Source organism: Pseudoalteromonas sp. CnMc7-15 (assembly GCF_022347925.1).
Lineage (GTDB): Bacteria > Pseudomonadota > Gammaproteobacteria > Enterobacterales > Alteromonadaceae > Pseudoalteromonas > Pseudoalteromonas ruthenica.
On the sequence record NZ_JAKRFT010000003.1, the window covers coordinates 524604 to 546340 of the forward strand.

Annotated in this window: 16 protein-coding genes; 4 read left to right on the forward strand and 12 right to left on the reverse strand. The window is 48.3% G+C overall.

The window, feature by feature from the left end:
* The first annotated feature begins 211 nt into the window (after nucleotides 1–211).
* Genes MHM95_RS09735 through yjjG form a run of 3 tightly spaced genes read left to right on the forward strand, consistent with a single transcriptional unit; the run spans nucleotide 212 to nucleotide 2345 of the window.
* On the forward strand, nucleotides 212–1069 hold the full coding sequence (locus MHM95_RS09735; protein ID WP_022946054.1) for an HDOD domain-containing protein: 858 nt from the start codon (nucleotides 212–214) through the stop codon (nucleotides 1067–1069).
* 41 nt (nucleotides 1070–1110) lie between these two features.
* Nucleotides 1111–1671: an inosine/xanthosine triphosphatase gene (yjjX, locus tag MHM95_RS09740; protein WP_138508601.1), complete on the forward strand. Its 561-nt coding sequence runs from the start codon at nucleotides 1111–1113 to the stop codon at nucleotides 1669–1671.
* A gap of 2 nt (nucleotides 1672–1673) precedes the next feature.
* The gene (yjjG, locus tag MHM95_RS09745; protein ID WP_152440168.1) at nucleotides 1674–2345 is read left to right on the forward strand and encodes a pyrimidine 5'-nucleotidase; all 672 of its coding nucleotides are present in this window, start codon (nucleotides 1674–1676) and stop codon (nucleotides 2343–2345) included.
* An 81-nt stretch (nucleotides 2346–2426) separates the two neighbouring features.
* Here yjjG and MHM95_RS09750 read toward each other — a convergent pair whose 3' ends face one another.
* From MHM95_RS09750 to secA, 6 genes are all read right to left on the reverse strand, one after another.
* Nucleotides 2427–3734: a sugar MFS transporter gene (locus tag MHM95_RS09750; protein WP_239385155.1), complete on the reverse strand. Its 1308-nt coding sequence runs from the start codon at nucleotides 3732–3734 to the stop codon at nucleotides 2427–2429.
* A 407-nt stretch (nucleotides 3735–4141) separates the two neighbouring features.
* A complete protein-coding gene (locus MHM95_RS09755) occupies nucleotides 4142–6763 on the reverse strand; it encodes a family 20 glycosylhydrolase (RefSeq protein WP_239385156.1) in 2622 nt (873 codons plus the stop codon).
* Nucleotides 6764–6935: 172 nt separating this feature from the next.
* Nucleotides 6936–8642, reverse strand: coding sequence for a gamma-glutamyltransferase (ggt, locus tag MHM95_RS09760; RefSeq protein ID WP_239385157.1), 1707 nt, complete (start codon nucleotides 8640–8642; stop codon nucleotides 6936–6938).
* 127 nt (nucleotides 8643–8769) lie between these two features.
* Nucleotides 8770–10860, reverse strand: a complete 2091-nt coding sequence (locus tag MHM95_RS09765; RefSeq protein WP_022946061.1) for a M13 family metallopeptidase — start codon at nucleotides 10858–10860, stop codon at nucleotides 8770–8772.
* A gap of 92 nt (nucleotides 10861–10952) precedes the next feature.
* The gene (gene mutT / locus MHM95_RS09770) at nucleotides 10953–11342 is read right to left on the reverse strand and encodes an 8-oxo-dGTP diphosphatase MutT (protein WP_130148129.1); all 390 of its coding nucleotides are present in this window, start codon (nucleotides 11340–11342) and stop codon (nucleotides 10953–10955) included.
* A gap of 65 nt (nucleotides 11343–11407) precedes the next feature.
* Nucleotides 11408–14113 (reverse strand): preprotein translocase subunit SecA, encoded by a 2706-nt coding sequence (secA, locus tag MHM95_RS09775; protein WP_239385158.1) that lies wholly within the window; start codon nucleotides 14111–14113, stop codon nucleotides 11408–11410.
* 415 nt (nucleotides 14114–14528) lie between these two features.
* Here secA and MHM95_RS09780 point away from each other — a divergent pair, with 415 nt between their 5' ends.
* Nucleotides 14529–15026 (forward strand): DciA family protein, encoded by a 498-nt coding sequence (locus MHM95_RS09780; RefSeq protein ID WP_022946064.1) that lies wholly within the window; start codon nucleotides 14529–14531, stop codon nucleotides 15024–15026.
* Between the two features lie 33 nt (nucleotides 15027–15059).
* Here the strand turns inward: MHM95_RS09780 and lpxC are convergent, their stop codons facing one another.
* The 6 genes from lpxC to murC form a co-directional block, all read right to left on the reverse strand.
* On the reverse strand, nucleotides 15060–15971 hold the full coding sequence (gene lpxC / locus MHM95_RS09785) for a UDP-3-O-acyl-N-acetylglucosamine deacetylase (RefSeq protein WP_239385159.1): 912 nt from the start codon (nucleotides 15969–15971) through the stop codon (nucleotides 15060–15062).
* Nucleotides 15972–16057: 86 nt separating this feature from the next.
* Nucleotides 16058–17329, reverse strand: coding sequence for a cell division protein FtsZ (ftsZ, locus tag MHM95_RS09790; protein ID WP_022946066.1), 1272 nt, complete (start codon nucleotides 17327–17329; stop codon nucleotides 16058–16060).
* Between the two features lie 21 nt (nucleotides 17330–17350).
* A complete protein-coding gene (ftsA, locus tag MHM95_RS09795) occupies nucleotides 17351–18580 on the reverse strand; it encodes a cell division protein FtsA (protein ID WP_022946067.1) in 1230 nt (409 codons plus the stop codon).
* Nucleotides 18577–19356 (reverse strand): cell division protein FtsQ/DivIB, encoded by a 780-nt coding sequence (locus MHM95_RS09800; protein ID WP_022946068.1) that lies wholly within the window; start codon nucleotides 19354–19356, stop codon nucleotides 18577–18579. Before MHM95_RS09800 ends, ftsA begins: the two co-directional genes overlap by 4 nt.
* Nucleotides 19357–20268, reverse strand: coding sequence for a D-alanine--D-alanine ligase (locus MHM95_RS09805; protein ID WP_045980420.1), 912 nt, complete (start codon nucleotides 20266–20268; stop codon nucleotides 19357–19359).
* Nucleotides 20265–21728 carry a UDP-N-acetylmuramate--L-alanine ligase gene (gene murC, locus MHM95_RS09810; RefSeq protein ID WP_040643288.1) on the reverse strand — a complete coding sequence of 488 codons (1464 nt, stop codon included), beginning with the start codon at nucleotides 21726–21728 and terminating at the stop codon, nucleotides 20265–20267. Before murC ends, MHM95_RS09805 begins: the two co-directional genes overlap by 4 nt.
* Between the last annotated feature and the right edge of the window lie 9 nt (nucleotides 21729–21737).

A 21737-nucleotide genomic window follows, 5' to 3' on the forward strand; every position in this document is an offset into this window, starting at 1 on the left:
AGTGCACCACTTCCTTTGCTCACTGCCCTACTCCCTACACCACTGTGGTGATAACACGTTGCAAGTGCACGACTTTTCGGGTCACGACCGTGAATTTACGCTAAACTTAGGCGTGATAGTGACTGTACTTGGTGTATAACAACTAAACCCTAGAGGCTCAGCACGGGTGCATCCTTTTTTTGATGCGCGCCAACTAACTTTGGGAGAGGCAATGCAAGGTATTGACGAAACATTACTGTCACAGCTAGAAGCTGGATTTAAGCTGCCTGTTAAGCCCGCCGCATTAGAGCAGCTGCAAGCGGAGTTAAACCGCAACGATCCCAGTATTGATGTTGTTAGTGAGCTTATTGCCACCGACGTGGCGATGTCAGCTACCGTGCTTCGCGTGGTAAATTCACCCAATTTTGGTAAAGAAAAGGAAATCACCGATATTAACTACGCGGTGATTCTCTTAGGCCTCAATACTATTAGCCATATTGTCTCGCGCTATTTGCTCAAACAAGTATTTCGGCAACAAGGGTGCTGTATTTCCCTGGCGCGGTTTTGGGATACCTCAACCGAGATCTCACGCTTATGCGTTTACATCGGCCAAAGCTTAACGCGAAGCTTGCCTGCTGATAATTTACAAACATTGGGGTTATTTCATGATATCGGCATTCCCGTGATGGCGATGAATTATCCTGATTACGTGAACGTACTAAACGAAGCCAACGACAACGTCCATGCATCGTTGACTCAGCTTGAAGATAAACGCTATCCCTGTAATCACGCCATCCTTGGTTTTTACATGGCCCATTCTTGGCATTTACCGAAAGTGCTGTGCAATACCGTGCTTCGCCATCATGATTTAGACTTTTTAGATGAACACCAAAGCAGTGAAGAAGAGCGCTTGTACTACGCGATTTTAAAGGTGGCAGAAAACATTGCTCATACCCACAAACGCTTTCGTAGCATCAATAATTGGTCCAGCATTGAAAGCCAAGTATTAGCCACTCTGGGGTGGCAACAAAATGAATATCAAGCCCGTTTGGAAGCTGGAGAGTCACTACTGATATTTAATGCCAATTGAGCATGCTACACTTTGGGCAAACAGCACAATAAGGACGACACATGCTTGAATGCCACAGCGACAAACCCATTACGCTGATTGTGGGCTCTAAAAACCCAGTAAAGATCAATGCCGCCAAAGCCGCCCTTGCCACCTATTTCCCGGATAGAGACATTATTTGCCAAGGTGTGGACGCTCCCTCAGGAGTTGCCGATCAACCTTTAGGTGAGGCGCAAACCCTGCTTGGTGCGCACAACCGCATTCGTTATTGCCAAGCGCATTATCAAGGTGATTATTACATGGCTATGGAAGGCGGCGCCGCGCAGTTCGACTACGGGGCGGCCACTTTTGCCTTTGTGGTTATCGCTCATGGCGACGAGCACAGTGTCGGACGTAGCTGCAATTTGCCGCTGCCAAAGCACTTATACCAAAAACTAGAGCAAGGCCAAGAGCTTGGCAATGTGATGGATGAAGCTTTTGCAACCAAGAATATTAAACAGCAAGGCGGTGCTATTGGCTTGTTAACCCAAGGCCACGCCACCCGTCAAAGCAGTTACCAACAGGCCTTGTTACTGGCAATGGCACCTTTTAATCACAGTGAGTTATTTGCGAGTACACGTTAATTATGCGCTACCCTTGGATTCTTTTTGATGCCGATGAAACCCTGTTCCACTTTGATGCTAAAGCGGGCTTAACACACATGTTTGCCCGCTATGAAGTGGACTTTGCTGACGCTGATTACCGCACCTTCGAAGCCGTAAATCGGCCATTATGGGTGGCATATCAGGACAACACCATCACTGCGCAGCAGTTACAGGAACGCCGTTTCGAGCACTGGTCCGAGCGCCTAGGCGTGAGTGCTCGAGAGCTAAACTTACGCTTTATGGAAGCGATGGCAGAAATTTGCCAACCCCTGCCCGGTGCAATCGAGCTGCTTAACGCGCTACAAGGTAAAGCGAAGCTGGGCATTATCACCAACGGTTTTACTGAACTACAAAGCGCACGATTAGAAAAAACCGGCTTAAAAGGCGCTTTTGAGTGGTTGGTTATTTCTGAGCAAGTCGGCTATGCCAAACCTCATATGGCGGTATTTGACCATGCCTTCGCGCTAATGGGCCACCCACCAAAAGAGCAGATACTGATGGTTGGCGATACACTGGAATCGGACATTGTTGGCGGCATCAATGCGGGCATTGATACTTGCTGGCTAAATCGCCATGAGAAACAGGCCCCTGAGCATATGACCCCAACATATGAAGTAAAGTCGCTGTGCCAGCTAAGAACGTTGCTACTGTAACGCCGAGCCTACCAATATAAAAAATGCCAGCACATGGCTGGCATTCACACACGGGAATATTTCTAATGGAATAGAAATTAGTTACTTCCAAGAGGTCATCTTGTGACCTTTGAGGGCATAGAACAGGAAGAATACATAGCTAGGTAACATCACCCAATACGCATTTTGCTGTCCTTCTGCGGAAATCGTTGAACCGGTCGCTAAACTCAAAAACACTGGGCCGAACGCCCCACCAGCAATCCCCATCACTAATAGGCCTGAGCCGACGCTAGTCAGTTTGCCTAAGCCCGATAATGCCAGTGGCCAAATTGCTGGCCATACCACAGCGTTAGCTAGACCACACAAAGCGAGCATCAGTACCGTGTCTGGTAGTGCAGGCCCACCAAAAGGCACTAACAATGCTTGCGCTAACACCGTAGAGTCGCGACTCACTGTGGTAACACCAATCACCAAGGCAAAGCCGAGAATTGCTGAGCCACTGAGTGCGGCTTGCTGGGAAATAACGCGCGGAATAAGAATAATCCCAAGAATATAACCCGCCACCATGCACACCATAGTGTAAGAGGTCATGACCCCGTAGTTTTCCACGCCGAGAGCGAGTGCATAAGAGCCAATAGTATCACCGGCGATCACCTCAACTGCGACGTACAAGAACAGGGCCATCACGCCCAGAGCCAAGTTCGGGTGCGCTAATGCGGCTTTAACCTGACCCTTACCACCTGCTTGCTCTTCATCATCGACCAACTCAGGCAGCGGAGAATATTTAACAGCTAACGCCAACGCACCGATAAACAGTGCCATGCCCACATAAGGCCATACTAAGCTGTTAGCCATGGCATCAATATCATCTTGGCTGAGCTCTTTGCCCACTAAACCGGTAAAGTTGCTAATAATCAGTGCGGTAAACACCATAGGCGCAAACACCCCTGCACCTTTATTTAAAATGCCCATAATACTTACACGTGCTGCCGCTGACTCTTCAGGGCCAATGCGCACGACATAAGGGTTAACGGCTGTTTGCAGCAAGGTTTGCCCTATCCCCATCACCAATTGGGCAAATAAGAACAATGCAAACACTTGGGTTTTGGCGGCCGGAATGTATAAGAACCCCGCGACCATCATAGTTGCCATACCCAGTGCCATGCCATTTTTATAGCCGATTTTCTTAATCACTAGTGCTGAGGGCACAGCCGTAAAAGTAACCGCAATATAGAAAGAAAATAGAATAAGCGAGGCCTGAAACGGCGTCAGCTTCAAAATTTGTTGGAGGTAAGGCATCAATGAGCCATTGAGCCATGTTGCGAACCCTAGAATAAAAAACAGGGTTGCGACAATGGCCATAGGCACAAAGTTGCTTTGCTTTTTAGTTGTTGACACTGTTGCTTCCATAAACTCTTCTCGTTGTCGATATAGATAACACCAAAACTAAGCAGATCATATAGTTATCTCTACCGTTTCGATGGAAGCTGACTTCAAAGCCAGCATATAAGTAAGCGCACAAGCTCACCGAATATAAATATTATTGTTATAGCCGCGCTTTTTTCACAGCACGTTAGGATAAAACTAACGCCTAGTTCACAAAAATGACAGCGCTGCCATAAACTGTACGTCAAAAGCGTTTATTTTACCAGCAAGAATTTTATCAGCCTGATAAAGGGCCATATAACAAAGAGTTGGCTTAATTATGCCGGGTTACAAAGGTTATTAACCGGCGCTTTGCGCTGTCTATATGCAATGAGTGGAGAGATACAAAAAAGGCATCGCCTCACAGCCATGCCTTTTTATGTATGCGGTGATTAACGCACGCTAGTGGTGCGACTGATTTGATTATTCACCCGTGAGCGCAGTAACACCTCAGCGTTCGCACTGACAGTGACCGACTGCTTATAAGGCTGCCAAGTACTGCCGTTATCTAGGCTGTATTCGATACTTAGCCCAGGATAGGCGCTATTAGCCACCAACTTACCCTGCTCGATCACACCGCCAGGCACCGGTAAGTGCAAGGTAATGCCATCACGATCGAGCTTGTACAGCTCCTTTATTGCTAAGGCACTGGCAAAGCGCTGCCAATCCTGCTGGCGTGCGCGAGAATCGGGTTGCTCTCCTTCCCACTTCGCTTTGTGCCATGCACGCTCAGCGACCGCAAGCATACGGGGGAAAACCATAGCTAAGACTTGTTCTTCGGTACGAATCGTTTCAGACCATACCTGCCCTTGCATTCCCAACACATTTTCTGGCTTTTCCAAGGCTGGCATTGGTCGTCCCACCAAGGCTTCGAGGTTATCTATTTTATCGCGGGCGCGGGTATAATCAGCATTGGCATAAAGGTCGTCAGGCATATAACCAAACACTTTCTCGGTATCGGTGTAGCGCGTTGCCCAGTAATATCCGCGCTCTTGTGGGTGCGCTTCATAAGGGTGGTCAAAATATAAGTGTGTGCCATGGGAGAGGATCACTTGATAACCGGCGTTAGCCAAGCGATAGGCACGATCGGCGACGCCCCATTCCCAAATATTGTCCCAGGCGTTGGTAAAGAACACCTCGTTGGGGTATTCATCGCGGTTAAACGGGTTGACCTTGTCGTACATAATGCCGTCTTCCCACACCCCAGGGGCAATGCCGCGCTTATGCAGCAACTGCGCCACCCGCTGAGTAAAGTAGGGTTTTAAATCAGCCACTCCGGCCACCCCATTGTTGGCTTCGGCAAATAGCGCTTGGCATGCGGGAGAGCCAATCCAAGAGCCAGCTCCAACTTCATCACCGCCGATGTGCAAGTAGCGAAGTTTAGTCCCCGCTTCACGGTACATTTGCTGTAACTCATAAGTGACCTTATCCATAAACGCATAGGTTGAGTCCAAGCACACATTCATTGAGTTATCGGTGTAATTTTGCACCGTGATATAGCTGGACGTGTCTTTTGGGTCACTGAGCAGATAGCGGGTGGCGGCACTTAAATCAACCTGACTAAATTCTTGAGTATCGGGTTGTGGGTTAGTTAAAGAGCCTTGAGCATATTGCTCTGCCTGCTGCTTAAGACGACGATAACGAGCTTCCATCGCTTTAATAGAGGCACGAGCATGGCCGGGCCCCTCAATTTCTGGGATGATCTCAATATGGCGGGCTTTGGCAAACTGCAATAGCTCGATAAAGTCGGCGCGACTTAAGTAGCCATTGCCAGAACCTGACTTAAATGGCCCCGTGCCCAACTGCGTAAGCAAACAGCGATTTTCTTGTAGGTCGAAACAACGATACGCGCCAATTTCAGTAAGCTCGGGTAAACCAGGAATTTCTAAGCGCCATCCCTCATCTTCGGAAAAGTGCCAGTGTAAGCGGTTCATTTTATAGCGCGCCATTTGCTCTACGAGCTTGAACATCGCTGCCTTACCGTGATAATTACGGCCATTGTCGTAGTGCATGCCACGCCAGCCATAACGGGGGTTATCGCGCACTTCAAGGTTAGGTAGTGTTGCCGCACCGGTCGCTGGTAACAACGCCAACAAACTCTGCATGCCATAAAAAGCACCGGCATTATCGTGGCCGACGATGCGGATAATGTCGTCATCAATTTCCAAGTAATACCCTTCGGGCTCACCTACTTGAGCATCCACGCTGAGCTTAATAACTTTATCTTCGCCAGTATTGAGGTGATCGGCCTGAGCGCTGAGGTTCAAGCCATATTTGGCTTTAAGATCCGCAGTGAAGAGCGCAACTTCTGAGCTTAACTGCCCGGCAAAGCTGATACTCCAGCTCTCGTCTAACACCGCACTGCCACGATGATAATCCACCTCTTGTGGCCTAGGAATAATCCGTTTAACTGCTTGCTCAGCATCGACCTTGGTTAAACCTTGGTTACGCTCAAAACGCACCTTTGCATCAACCAAGATGGTTTTATCTTCGGGGTTGTTGTAACGGCGGAGCTGCTTGGGCTCACTAAAAGGGATAACGAAGTCACTAAAGTCCTCGCTGTCGGTATTAGCAAAAATGGCAGGCTTAGTATCCTTAGCAACAACAAAGGCACGGGGCATAAAGTCACTGTAAGCGACTATCCATACACTGGCTTCAAATGGGATTACTAGGGTTTCACCACTGGCTAAACCGGCAAAGTCACTGGTGGGGATTAATCGATGTAAGTCGCCATTAACATGCTCAATACGCAGCCCTTTAACGCTTTGCTCCTTCATTTTGCGCACGTTATGCAAGTAGATTTGCCAATCTCCCTGGCCTGCCGGCAGCGCCACATCGGAGCGGTTAGTCAGGGTAATGCTGCCAAGAAAGCTGCTGTCTTTGTTGTGGAAGTTGTCTTCTACCGCGAACATAAACTCGGTATTCGCAGCAAACTGGTTAACTTGCTCTTGGCTCAGCTGAGCCTGAGCCGCAATGGGGAGCATTAAGGCGGCGATAAGGCGTTTTCTAAACATGGTGACTCATTCCTTCCCTTGTTGGTGTTATTGTTTTTTTGGCTGATTATCGACCATCATATAAAATTCATAATGACAGCGCTATCATTTATCGACTATTTACATCCGCTGATAAAACACAAAGGCGGCCGAAGCCGCCTTTATCAATTAATACAATCTGCCTGCTAGGGTATTAATAGCCCGCCGCATGACCGTCTTTTCTGGTTTCAGAGGCGCCGTAATAAACTCCGTTTTCCGGGTCACGCATAATCGCTTGATAGCCTCCGAATGGCCCCACCGCGCCTTGCAGGGTATGACCTTTTTTCATTAGCTGACGCTGCGTTTCCATACTAAAGCCAGTTTCGAGTGATACATAGCCGCCGTCGGTCATCACTTCATCAGTAGGCTGGCTGGAGCCTGTATGTAAGATCCGAGGCGCATCGCCCGCTTCTTGCAAGTTCATACCAAAATCAATCATATTGATGAGGATTTGCGCGTGCATTTGTGGCTGTGTTGCTCCTCCCATCACCCCATAACTCATGTACGGTTCGCCATCTTTGGTCACAAAGGCAGGAATAATGGTATGGAACGGACGCTTGCCGGGTTGGTACTGATTAAAATGCCCGGGCTGTAACGAGAATAACTCTCCTCGGTTTTGCAGTACAAAGCCCAGCTTTTCGGGGGTCATGCCTGAGCCCATACCGCGATAATTACTTTGAATGAGCGACACCATGTTACCGTCTTTGTCTGCGGTCGTGAGGTAAATGGTATCCCCTTCTACCGGTCCGGCTTGATCACGCTTCGCCGCTTTATTGGGGTCAATCAACTTGCGTCGCTCGTCGGCATAGTCTTTAGAGATCAGCCGTTGCACAGGAATGTCATTAAACGCAGGGTCGGCATAATATTTAGCGCGATCGGCAAAGGCTAACTTCTTCGCCTCAACAAAAGTATGAATATACTGCGCACTATCAAAGCCCATGGCGGAAATATCATAGTCTTCAAGAATATTAAGGATTTGCTGTGCCGCGATCCCCTGACCATTCGGCGGCAATTCCCACAACGTATGACCACGATAGGTGCTGGCCACCGGCTCGACCCATTCGCTAGTATGGTTCGCTAAATCTTCATAGCGCAGATAGCCGCCGTGGGCTTGCATGTAACGGTCTATTTCTTTGGCAATTTTGCCCTTATAAAACGCATCACGCCCGCCCATGGCTAGCTGTTTATAGGTATTAGCCAATGCCGGGTTTTTAAATATTTCGCCTTTTTTCGGCATTTCACCATCAGCCATGAAGACTTCTTGGAAACCCGGATATTGAGCCCGCGCTGACACACTGCGCTGCATGTAATAGGCAATCAATTCACTGACCGGAAAGCCGTTTTCTGCATACTCAATGCTCGGCTTTAGAATTTTTGCCATGCTTAGCGAGCCAAACTTTTTATGCAGCTCAAACCAGCCATCGACAGCACCGGGCACAGAAACCGGTAAAGGCCCATAGCTGGGGATTTTACCTTCCTCAGCGGTGAGTTTCTTTAGTTCATCGAAACTCAAGCCTTGGGGCGATCGCCCTGAGGCATTCAAACCATAAAGTTTGTCATCCTCAGCTGAATACACAATGGCAAATAAGTCGCCGCCGACTCCGCACCCTGTGGGCTCGACTAGGCCAAGCGTGGCATTGGCAGCAATCGCAGCATCAATAGCATTACCGCCTTGTTTGAGAATATCTAAGGCCACCTGTGTCGCCAGCGGTTGGGAAGTTGCTGCCATTCCTTGCGTTGCAATCACTTCCGAACGGCTGGCAAAGCTATGGCCGGTAATACGATCATAAGCCTGGGCCACCCCAGATAATACACTGAGCGAAATCCCTGCTGCGCATAGTCCTAATGTTATTCGCTTCATACTCTACTCTGTTGTTTTTTTAGTCGCCTAATTAACTTAGTGATAAATCGACAGTGAAGCAATGTCTTTGCGGTCGCCAACATAAAAAAGCCCAGCAATTGCTGGGCCTTGTAGCGATTAATGGAAATTACCAAATCTTAACGCGATCTTCGGGTTTGATGTACATCTCATCCCCTTCTTTGACGTCAAAGGCCTCGTAGAATTCAGGCATGTTTGGCAATACACCAATCACACGGTAGTGACTTGGGGCGTGAGGGTCAGTCATCAAACGGTTGCGTAGCTCTTCATCACGATACTTACGACGCCAAATTTGTGCCCAGCCCATGAAGAAACGCTGCTCACCGGTGAAACCATCCAACTCTGGCGCTGGTTGGCCATTTAATGACAGCTGATAAGCCTTGTAGGCCACGGTTAGGCCGCCTAGGTCACCAATGTTTTCGCCCAGTGTTAGCTCGCCGTTGACGCTGGCATCTTCAAACGGAGCGAAGCCGTTAAACTGCTCCACTAATTTCTTACCGCGCTGTTCAAACTGCGCTAAGTCCTGCTCACTCCACCAGTTACGTAGGTTTCCGTCACCATCATACTTAGCACCTTGGTCATCAAAGCCATGGCCTAGTTCGTGGCCGATCACCGCACCAATCGCACCGTAGTTGACGGCGTCATCCGCTTCTAGGTTGAAAAATGGCGGTTGTAAAATAGCTGCTGGGAACACAATTTCGTTATTCACTGGGTTGTAATAGGCATTAACGGTCTGTGGCGTCATATGCCACTCAGAACGATCAACCGGCTTACCTAGTTTCTCGCGCATTTCGTTATACGCCCACTCGCTGTAGCGAATAAAGTTACCCGCTAGGTCATCTGCTTTAATTTCCAGTGCCGAGTAATCTTTCCACTTATCTGGGTAACCGATTTTCGGTGTGAATTTATTTAGTTTTTCTTTGGCGGCCACTTTGGTTTCAGCGCTCATCCACTCTAGGCCGTCAATCGCTTGGTCAAAGCCTTTGATCAGGTTCTCTACCAGCTCCTCCATACGCGCTTTCGCTTCTGGCGGGAAGTTGTCTTTGACATAGACCTTACCGAGCATCTCGCCTAACACGGCATTGGCAGAGTCCACCGCCTTTTTCCAACGCGGTTTTTGCTCTTCTACGCCGCGTAATGTGGTGCTGTAGAAAGCGAATTTACGATCGACAAAGTCTTTACTTAGCTCATCGGCATAGTTGCTCACGAAGTGGAAAGTCAGGTAATCCTGCCAAGTATCCAGCTCAGTTTCTGCGAAGATGCTGCCAAAGTCCTCAAAGTAAGACGGTTGGCGAATGATCACTTCTTTGCTGTCGATATCCGATTGCGCTAAGAACTGCGCAAAGTCGAATTCACCCGTTAATTCACTGGCCTCGGCTACCGTCATCTTATTATATGATTTGGTCGCATCACGGCTTTGCACTCGGCTCCACTGGGCTTTGGCAAGCTTACTCTCTAATGCAACGATGTCCTGGGCCGCTTGCTGAGCATCTTCAACACCCGCTTTAGTCAGCATATCAGTGATGTAAGTAATATATTCATCACGAATAGTGGCGAACTTTTCTTCATCTTTTAGGTAATAATCACGATCTGGCAGGCCCAGACCTGATTGCGATACATAAAGCGCATATTGGCTGGAGTTTTTGGCATCATTGTTAACATACCAAGCAAATGGCGTGGTACCACCTTGAATGCGGATGTCGGCCATCAGCGATACTAACTCTGACTTATCGCTCACGGCGGCAATGTTCTCTAAGTACGGCTTTAATGGCGTAATGCCTTTTTCCTCAAGCGCATCAGTATTCATGTAGCTGGTATAAAATGCGCCCAGCTTTTGCTCATCACTGCCCGCTTTAGCGTCGCTATTTTTAGCTGCTGCTTCAATCACTTCTTTAAGCGCTGCTTGCGACTGATCATATAAAGCGGTGAATGAGCCGTAGTTAGATTTATCACCGGGAATCTCGGTGCGCTCAAGCCACTTGCCGTTAACGTGATAGTAGAAGTCATCTTGTGCACGCACGTTACTATCGATATTTTCAAGCTCAATACCTGAACCCAGCTGCTGCGATTTTTTTGTTTCTTGTTTTGCAACTGTTTCTGCTTGTTGATTGTTACTGCTTGACTGTGTTGGCTGCTCACTGCAACCAGTCAAACCTAATGCTAAGGCCGTAGCCGCAGCAACTAAGGTTACTTTATACATGTTGTTGTCCCGATTAGATTAATAGAGTTATTATTCCGACTACGCCATATTAACCTGAACATTTGCTAAACACAGGCGCAGTTTGTAACAATTTATGACTGTTCCAGTAGCTTGTTGATAATCGCTACATTCGCCTCAGGAAAGGCGTAGTCGTTTAAGGCTGCGATATCCACCCAAGCCCCTTGCTGCCCTTCGGCACCATGTGGTTCGCCACTGAAGTCGGCGACGATATGAATATGCAGACACACATGCTTATCGCCGTAGTCATGCTCGATGCGCATAAACTCTTCGGTGCTATGCACACGGATTGCCACTTCCTCGTGCAGTTCCCGGCTCAGTGCTTGGGCAACTGATTCACCCGCTTCAATTTTGCCCCCAGGAAATTCCCACAGCCCGCCCTGGTGCTTATCTTCTGGGCGCTTACAAATATAGGTTTGCGATTCGCGTTTAATAATACCTACGGCAACGTCAACCTGCTTCATAGTACAACTCCATAAACAAAAAGCGGCAATATGCCGCTTTTTAAACCATTATTTTAACTGTGCTATTAGCTTAACTTGCCACAGCACTGCTTATACTTTTTACCTGAACCACAAGGACAGGGAGAGTTACGGCCCACCTTTGGCTCACTACGAGAAGCCACAGCTGCCTGCGGCGCATCGCCACCGACTTGCTCAGCATCAGCATGTTGATACTGACGAGGAACCTCTTCCGATTTACGGTGCTGCTCTTCGACTTTCTCTACGTCTTCTTCGGCACGCACTTGTACCTTGCTTAGAATATTAACTACATCAATCTTGAGGTTCTCTAACATAGCAGAGAACAACTCAAACGATTCACGCTTATATTCTTGCTTCGGATTCTTCTGCGCGTAGCCACGTAAATGAATGCCTTGGCGTAAGTGGTCCATCGCGGCAAGGTGATCTTTCCAGTGCTGATCCAGGCTTTGCAGCATAACCGCTTTTTCAAATTGACGAAGCACTTGTGCGCCGACCATTTCTTCTTTCGCTTTATAAGCGTTGGCCGCCTCATCAACAATACGATCACGCAGTTTTTCTTCAAACAGCTTGTTATCGTCGGCCAGCCACTGCTGAATAGGTAACTCGAGCAGGAAGTCGGCTTTTAGACGCTCTTCTAGACCAGACACATCCCACATTTCTGCCAATGATTGCGGCGGAATGTATTGATCAATCACACCATTAACCACGTCATGGCGGATAGCGGTAATAGTCTCAGAGATATCCCCTTCTTCAAGCAACTCGTTACGCTGAGCGTAAACGACGCGACGTTGGTCATTAGCCACATCATCGTACTCAAGTAGTTGCTTACGAATATCAAAGTTACGGGCCTCAACTTTACGCTGCGCATTTTCAATAGCACGGTTAACCCATGGATGCTCGATAGCTTCGCCACGCTGCATACCCAGCTTGCGCATCATGTTAGTCATGCGTTCGCCGGCAAAGATACGCATCAGTGCATCTTCCATTGATAGGTAGAAACGGCTTGAACCCGCATCCCCCTGACGACCAGAACGACCACGTAGCTGGTTATCGATACGGCGAGATTCATGGCGCTCAGTACCAATAATATGCAAGCCACCGGCAGCGATAACGGCATCATGGCGCTCTTGCCACTTAGCCTTGATGTCGGCGATTTGCTCTTCACTTGGGTTATCAAGCTTATCGATATCACTTTGCCAGTTACCACCGAGCACGATATCGGTACCACGACCGGCCATGTTAGTCGCAATTGTTACTGTGCCAGGCAGACCTGCATCAGCAACGATGTCGGCTTCTTGAGCGTGGAATTTGGCATTCAATACATTGTGCTGAATTTTCTCTTTACGCAAATATTGCGACAGATACTCAGAACTCTCAATTGAAATTGTCCCCACGAGTACCGGTTGGCCGCGCTCTTGGCAGTCTTTAATATCTGCTAAGATAGCTTCGTACTTTTCGTCTTGCGTCAGGTAAACCAAATCAGCACGATCGTCGCGGATCATCGGTTTGTTGGTAGGGATAACAACCGTATCTAGGCCATAAATTTGTTGGAATTCGAACGCTTCGGTATCAGCGGTACCCGTCATACCGGCCAAGGTTTCATAAATGCGGAAGTAGTTCTGAAAGGTGATCGATGCCAGCGTCTGGTTCTCGTTTTGGATTTTCACCCCTTCTTTGGCCTCAACCGCTTGGTGTAATCCCTCAGACCAGCGACGCCCTTCCATAGTACGACCGGTGTGTTCATCAACAATAATAACCTCATTGTCTTTGACCACGTAATCAACATCTTTCTGATACAGCTTATGAGCTCTAAGAGCCGCATAAACATGGCTCAGTAGGGTGATGCTACCAGCTGAGTACAACGAGTCACCTTCTTCGATTAGACCCCGTTGCGTTAGCAGTTCTTCAACTTTAACTTGGCCGCGCTCGGTCAAGTGAACTTGCTTGCCTTTTTCGTCGATAGTGAAATCACCATCGCCTTCAACACCCTCTTCGTCTTCTTTTTCTTGCAGTTCGAGCTCAGGCACAATCTTATTGATTTGCGTATATAGCTCTGAGCTATCCTCTGCCGGGCCAGAAATAATCAGCGGGGTACGCGCCTCGTCAATAAGGATTGAATCCACTTCATCGACAACAGCGAAGTTAAGTGGTCGTTGCACACGCTCATCAATGCTGAAAGCCATGTTGTCGCGCAAATAGTCGAAACCAAACTCATTGTTAGTACCGTAGGTAATATCTGCACTGTAGGCTTCTTTTTTCTGCATCGGCATCATGCCAGGCACGTTACAGCCAACCGATAAACCTAAAAACTCGAACAGCGGGCGGTTGGTTTCCGCGTCTCGCTTAGCAAGGTAATCATTCACGGTAATAACGTGCACACCTTTGCCGGTCAAGCCATTTAAGTAGGCTGGCAACGTTGCCGTCAGGGTTTTACCTTCACCGGTACGCATTTCTGCGATACGGCCCTGGTGTAATACCATGCCGCCAATTAGCTGCACGTCGAAGTGGCGCATGCCATAAACACGCTTAGAAGCCTCACGCACAACAGCAAAGGCTTCTGGAAGAAGGTCATCTAGACTGGTGCCATTATCGTAACGTTCGCGAAACTCGGCGGTTTTCGCCTTTAACTCGTCATCACTGAGCGACTCTAGTTGGCTCTCTAACGCATTTATTAAAGCGACCGTTTTGCGTAGGTTTTTTATTGTGCGGTCATTGCGGCTACCAAAAACCTTGGTAAATAATTTAGTGATCATGATTTAACCGTTACATTCTCATCTGCATTAAGCGCTCTGGGTCAAACCCGAGTCACTTGCTTACTTAATATCATCCATTTATACAGCACCAGCGTGACATTAGAAGCACTTGGCGTGGACAAACTAAAATGTGACTGCTTGAGCGGTGTACTTTTGAGCGACATCATAACAAACTCAATGAATTGCAGCACCTAATAATACCAATTCCATTTATCCTGTTGGCCGCAGTAGTTTACAGCATTAGAAATTAATGGCATTGGTATTATCGCTGGCCTATCATAGCGTTCATAGAGATCTTTGCAATCATCCGAATGACTGGCTGCCCACCGCTTGCAATAAAGAAGTGATTCTCAGGGCTCAAGCATTCTCTAGAGGTGGTGACGATTTAGGCGAATTCAAGAGGCACCTTAGATTTATGGCGAAAGATAGGTATGCACCCAAACAACTTGACGAAGTTTTGGGCCAGTTGAGCCCGCGTATGGGGTCACGTATTGCCGGCTATAGCGCTAAAAGCCAACAGCTCAGCCAGCAACAGACCGTGCTGCGTGAAGTGATCGGTGAGAATCTAGCGAAGAAATGTCGTGTTGCTAATATTCGTGATGATGCGCTCATCATTGAAGCACAAAGTGCCACCATTGCGTTAAAACTCAATTACGTAAAGATGGATATCCTTTCCGCCTTTCGCCAACAAGGCTTGGCGCAACTTTGCCAAGTAAAAATTCAAACCTCTCCCGATGCCGCGAGACGTTTAACTCCTCAGTCGCAGACCGGCAGCAACAAAGCAACCGCGACGAAGAAGCGGGCCATGAGCGAGCAAAGCGCTGAGTATTTGGAACATGTGGCCGAGAATGCTCCTCCCTCGTTACAGGAGAAATTACGGCGCTTGGCGCTACACGGCAGACAAAAAAAATGACGCTCAACGGCGTCATTTTTTTATCAGTATTTTTTAAGCTGTTTGCAGCTCAAGTGCCGGAGCAGGCATCGATACGGTGTCTTCGAATGTTGCCCATTCCCATGCGGACTCGGTAGCCATAATCTTACGCAGTAACTTATTATTCAGGTCATGCCCTGATTTATAAGCTCTCAGCTTACCGAGAATGTTGTGACCAGTCATAAACATATCACCCACACAATCGAGGATCTTATGTTTTACAAACTCATCGTCATAACGCAAGCCATTCGGATTCAATACTTTAAAATCATCCAATACCACCGCATTATCCATACTACCGCCAAGGGCTAGGTTATTGGCATGCATGTATTCGATGTCTTTCATAAATCCGAAAGTACGCGCGCGGCTGATTTGTTCAATGAAGTTTTGCGCCGTAATATCAAGACCGATACGCTGACGGCTTTCATTGATAGCTGGGTGGTCGAAAGCAATTTCAAAGTCGATATGGAAACCATCATAAGGCTCAATCTCGGCCCACTTGTCGCCCTCTTCAACGCGTACCTTTTCTTTCACGCGAATAAAGCGCTTAGCAACATTTTGCTCGGCTAACCCGCCTTTTTGTAGTAGATAGATGAACGGCAACGCACTGCCGTCCATAATAGGTACCTCTGCACTATCTAACTCAACAATTAAGTTGTCGATACCTAACGCCGCAACCGCAGCGATAAGGTGTTCAGTAGTCGATAAACGAACGCCGTCTTTGTTTGTCAAACAGGTACATAATTGCGTATCACCCACCGCTTCCGGGGTTGTCTCGAAATCCACAACCGGATCAAGGTCCACGCGACGAAATACTATCCCAGTATTTGCGCTCGCAGGTCGGAGAGTTAAGGAAACCTTCTCACCTTTGTGAAGCCCAACACCCGTGGCTTTGACTACTTCTGCAATCGTACGCTGTTTAATCATAGGCTTTCGCTCACTCTTTAAACTAAAGTCAGACGGCGGATTCTACCACACATCGCTGCTGTTAACAAATCAGTTTATTTTCTGTACTAATCAGCCTGCTTACGCAAGAACGCTGGGATGTCGAAGTAATCGCCACCGTCTTCTTGTTTCTTGCTGCCAGCGCTATTGCCGCTGCCTTTGTGGCTTTCTTGGCTCGGCGTTGCCGCTGGGCTTGCACTGCTATTATCGACTTTAGGCTGCTCTTCTACCGGCTTGGACTCTTCGCTAGCGCTTTGAGTTCCCTGCGAAGCAAAACTTGGCACAAACATAGACGTGCTCTGGTTGTTGCTCGTGCTAGAAGTTACATCTGAGCCTGAAGCTCGCTTGAAACCATTGTCGACAACACCGAACTGTGGACGACGATCACCACCGAGACCCGTTGCAACAACGGTTACGCGCAGTTCATCGCTCATTTCCATATCAATTGCGGTACCGACCACCACGGTGGCATTTTCAGATGCCAAGGCTTTAACGTGATTACCAACGATTTCGAATTCTTCGATTGATAAGTCCATACCGGCAGTAATGTTGACCAAGATGCCTTTTGCACCCGTTAGATCCACATCTTCAAGGAGCGGGCTTGAAATCGCCGCTTCGGCAGCTTCTTGTGCTCGGTCAGGACCTGATGCTGAGGCTGAGCCCATCATCGCCGTCCCCATGGCTGACATCACCGTACGTACGTCAGCAAAGTCGACGTTGATCAATCCAGCGCGGGTGATCAGCTCGGCAATACCTTGTACCGCACCATAAAGTACGTCATTTGCCTTAGCGAAAGCGTCCAATAAGGTTGTGCCTTTACCGAGTACTTTGAGCAGTTTGTTATTTGGAATAGTAATCAATGAATCAACAATTTCCGCCAATTCACCGATGCCATGTTCCGCTGCTGCTGCACGCTTCTTGCCTTCAAAATCAAACGGGCGGGTAACCACAGCTACAGTTAGAATACCGAGCTCTTTAGCTAAACGCGCCACCACTGGGGCTGCACCCGTGCCCGTACCGCCGCCCATACCGGCTGCGATAAATACCATATCAGCGCCTTCTAGTGCGCTTTTAATGGTTTCTGCATCTTCTTCGGCGCTTTTCTTACCAATATCTGGATTGGCACCAGCACCTAAACCTGAGGTGATCTGCGTACCTAGCTGAACCGTAACGTCAGCTGATGATTTACGCAGTGCTTGCGCATCGGTGTTCGCGGTAATAAATTTTACCCCTTCGATGTGCTGTTGCACCATGTGTTCAACGGCGTTACCACCGCCGCCACCGACACCTATTACTTTGATAACAGCTTCTTCGCTGTGTTCTTCCATCATATCAAACATGTTAACTCTCCGACTTGAGCACTAAAACTCGCCTTGGAACCACTTCGTGATTCGGTTCCACCAGTTACCCTCGTCTGCTTTCGCTTTTGTTGCGTTGATCGACTGCATGGTCCGACCATATTGTAACAAACCTACAGCGGTTGCAAATGAGGGATCGTTTACATAGTCGGTCAATCCGCTTATCCCTATCGGACTGCCGATACGTACCGGCATCTGGAAAATGTCTTCAGCCACTTCCAGGGCACCGGCCATCTTCGAACTACCGCCGGTAATAACCAATCCTGCGGCAATTTGATCTTCTAAGCCTGAGCGCCGAATTTCTTCGAGCGCCAGTTCAAATAACTCTCTAAAACGCGGCTCCACTACCTCTGATAAGGTGTGGCGCGACATAATGCGTGCTGGGCGACCGCCTACGCTAGGTACCTCGATTTGCTCTTCGTTGCTGGCCATTTGGCTGCTTGCGCAGGCGTGTTGCACTTTAATCGCTTCCGCATGCGAAATTGGCGTACGGAAAATTTTCGCGATATCACCAGTCACCTGGTTTCCAGCGACAGGGATCACTGCGGAGTGGCGTAGCGCGCCATTAATGTAGATAGTGATATCCATGGTGCCACCACCGATATCTAACACCGCAACACCCAGTTCTTTCTCATCATCAGTGAGTACTGAGTAGCATGATGCAAGGGCATTAAAGATAAGCTGATCGACTTGTAAGCCACAGCGCTCAACACATTTCTCAATGTTTTTGGCCATGTCATTTGAGCAAGTAATAATATGCGCCTTAGCTTCCATACGCACACCGCTCATACCTAACGGGTTTTTAATGCCTTCTTGCATATCAATGCTGTATTCCTGCGGCAATGCATGCAACATTTTGCGCTCCGCAGAAATAGGCACTGAACGGGCAATATGAATGACGTTATCGATGTCCTCGTCGGTGACCTCGGTGTTATTAATCGCCACAACACCGGTTTCATTCTGACATTGAATATGCTTACCAGAAATACCTAAATACACTGAGCTGATACGGCAATCAGCCATGAGCTCAGCTTCATCGATGGCACGACGAATAGACTCGGAAACAAGGTTGAGATCGTTCACCCCCCCTTTATCCATGCCATGCGAAACCTGGCGGCCGACGCCGACTATGCTGAGCTTATTGTCATCGGTGATCTCACCGACGGTGGCAACTACTTTTGCAGTGCCCACATCTAAACCGATCACAAGGTTACGTTCTACTGACTTGGTCATGCCTTACTCTTTTGTTCTTCTTCCGTTACATCCAGCGGCTTAAACTGCACCGCAAGGCCGGTATCATATCGTAAATCGACAACATCTACTCGCACATCTTGACGTTTTTTCAAGTGTGGATAGACATCAATAAATCGCTGCACCCGCTTAGCTTTCTCTTCACGCCCTAAGTTCAAACGAATGCCGTTATCTAACCATAATTGCCAGGCAAAGCGCTCCGAAAGCGCCAAGCTCGTAAGGTTAAGGCCATTGACAGCAAACAACTCTTTAAAGCGTACAAACGTTTGCCACGCCTCTCCTTCGCTGCCCTCGGGGCCAAATAGGCTAGGCAGTTGAGTATTCACCTTGTTGGTGGGGGCAGAAAAAACCTGCCCTTTAGTATTGAGCAGCATGTCATCGTTCCAATAAGCAACGGGATGATGTTCAACCACATACACCTGCAAAGTGTCTGGCCATTGCTTGCGCACCGAGGCGCTGGCTACCCAGGGCAGTTCAGTCACTAATTGCTGAACATGCTTTACATCAAGCTCAAAAAAGCTATCCAGATCGGCTTGCTTAATGGCGGTAATAATATCTCGCTCTTCGGTGTAATGTGGCTCACCCAGTACCTGCAGTTGCTTGAGTCGCGCGTCTTTATCTTGGACCAACCAATCGGAGAAATTAAAGGTCAGTTTAATCACCACAAATAGCACCAACAGAAAGAAACTCACACCAAAGAGTAGCGACCAGTTGGTACGCTCTTTTAAGTTGGTAAGCTTCTCTCTCAGTTCACTCATTTACAGGGTCTGCTCCAAAATGCGTTGTACTAACTCTGAAAATTCAATACCTTGCGCTTTGGCCGCCATGGGTACTAGAGATTTCTCTGTCATCCCTGGCACGGTATTCACTTCTAGCAAATAAAACTCGCCGTCATCACCTTGCATCGCATCAACCCGTCCCCATCCTTTGGCACCAACAAGATTAAATGCATGAAGCGCCATCTCTTGTAACTGTGCTGTTTGCTCAGCACTGATATCAGCAGGGCAAAAGTATTCAGTGGTGCTGGATTGATATTTGGCTTGGTAGTCGTAAAAGCCACTGGGAGTGCGCATTTCAATCACAGGTAAGGCCTTATCAGCCAAAATCGACACAGTAAATTCGCGGCCACTTAACCATTGCTCCACCAGCACTTGATCATCAAACTGAAAAGCGTCTTGCAATGCTTGCTTTAGCTGCTGTGCGGTATGCGCTTCAGCCATACCAATACTAGACCCTTCATGAGACGGCTTAACCATCACGTGACCAAGCTGTGCCATTATCGCCTGGCTGTCGTAGGCACTGTTTTTATCGACCACAACATAAGGAGAGGTACGCAGTCCCGCTACCTGGAATAAGTGTTTGCAGCGCACCTTATCCATAGCCAACGCAGAACCCAATACTCCCGACCCGGTGTAAGGCAAGCCCATAAATTCCAGAGCGCCTTGTAAGGTGCCATCTTCCCCGCCGCGACCATGCAGGGCAATAAACACCCGTGCGAATTGGCCTTGCATGAGTTCGTGTAGAGGTTGATGTGCGGGGTCAAACTGGTGAGCATCAACACCCGCTTGGACAAGCGCGTTGTGCACTGCATTACCTGATTTTAGCGATACTTCGCGCTCAGCCGACGAGCCCCCAAGTAGAACAGCTACCTTACCGAAATCTCGACTCATGACGACACCTGCTCAAGTTGGTTTATTTGTAGCTCAGTGGCCGCCAGCTTCTTCACTAGCTGACCAATATTGCCTGCTCCTTGAGTGATCACTAAGTCATCATCAGCCAAGGTGGTCGCCAGAACACGGGCCAACTCGTTGTGATCAGCCACATGCAATGGCTCTTTACCACGCTGGCGCAAACTGCGACACAAACTCTTAGAATCAGCACCCACAATAGGCTCTTCACCGGCAGCATAAACATCGAGCAAAATCAGCTGATCGACATCACTCAATACCTTAACAAAATCTTCGTACAAATCGCGGGTACGGCTATAACGGTGTGGTTGGTAAATCATCACCAAGCGTTTTTGCGACCAGCCGTCACGCGCCGCTTTAATAGTGGCTGCGACTTCACTCGGGTGGTGGCCATAATCGTCAATAAGCATGACTTTGCCACGCTCGTTAGTGAACTCACCATAATGCTGGAAACGACGACCGATGCCCTCAAACTTCTGCAGCGCACTGAGAATAGCGCTATCACTAATGCCTTCATCCTTTGCTACAGCAATCGCGGCGGTGGCGTTTAAGGCATTGTGTTTGCCGGGCATATTTAAGGTCACGTCGAGACGCTCACCCTGTTTTGACAGTACCGTGAACGAGCAGGTACTGGCATTTTGGCTAAAGTCAGTGAGCCGATAGTCAGCATCACAGTGTTCGCCATAGGTTGTCACCTGACGAGAAAAGCGGGGAATCAGCTCTTTAGCGACTTCAGAATCAATACACACCACGGCAAGACCATAAAATGGCAAGTTGTGTATGAAATCCACATAGGTGTCTTTCATTTTTTCGAGGCTGCCATCATAGGTATCCATGTGATCTTCTTCCACATTGGTGATCACCGATACCATCGGCTGCAAGTGTAAAAATGAAGCGTCACTTTCATCGGCTTCGGCAATTAAATAACGACTGTCACCGACCTTTGCGTTACTGCCGGCACTATTGAGTAAGCCGCCGATTATAAAGGTGGGGTCGAGCTTGGCCTCAGCAAAAATACTGGCTACTAAGCTCGTCGTGGTAGTTTTGCCATGAGTACCAGCAATGGCAATACCATGGCGAAAACGCATCAACTCAGCGAGCATCTCAGCGCGACGCACAATCGGAATACGGGCACTTCGAGCAGCGATAATTTCAGGGTTTTGCTCATCAATAGCACTGGAAACCACCACTACCGACGCATCTTTAACATTGTTTTGGTCGTGCCCAATAAACACTTCTGCGCCGACTTTAATCAGCCGCTCAGTCATTGCACTTTGGGCTATATCCGAACCGGTAATACGATATCCTTCGTAAGCCAGCACTTCGGCGATACCGCCCATACCAGCACCGCCTATGCCAATAAAGTGAATTGTCTCAACGCGGCGCATCGCTGGTCGTTGGCCGTTATCTTGTTGCTTGCCCAATTTTGGGGCTGTGCTCATTGCCTGTGT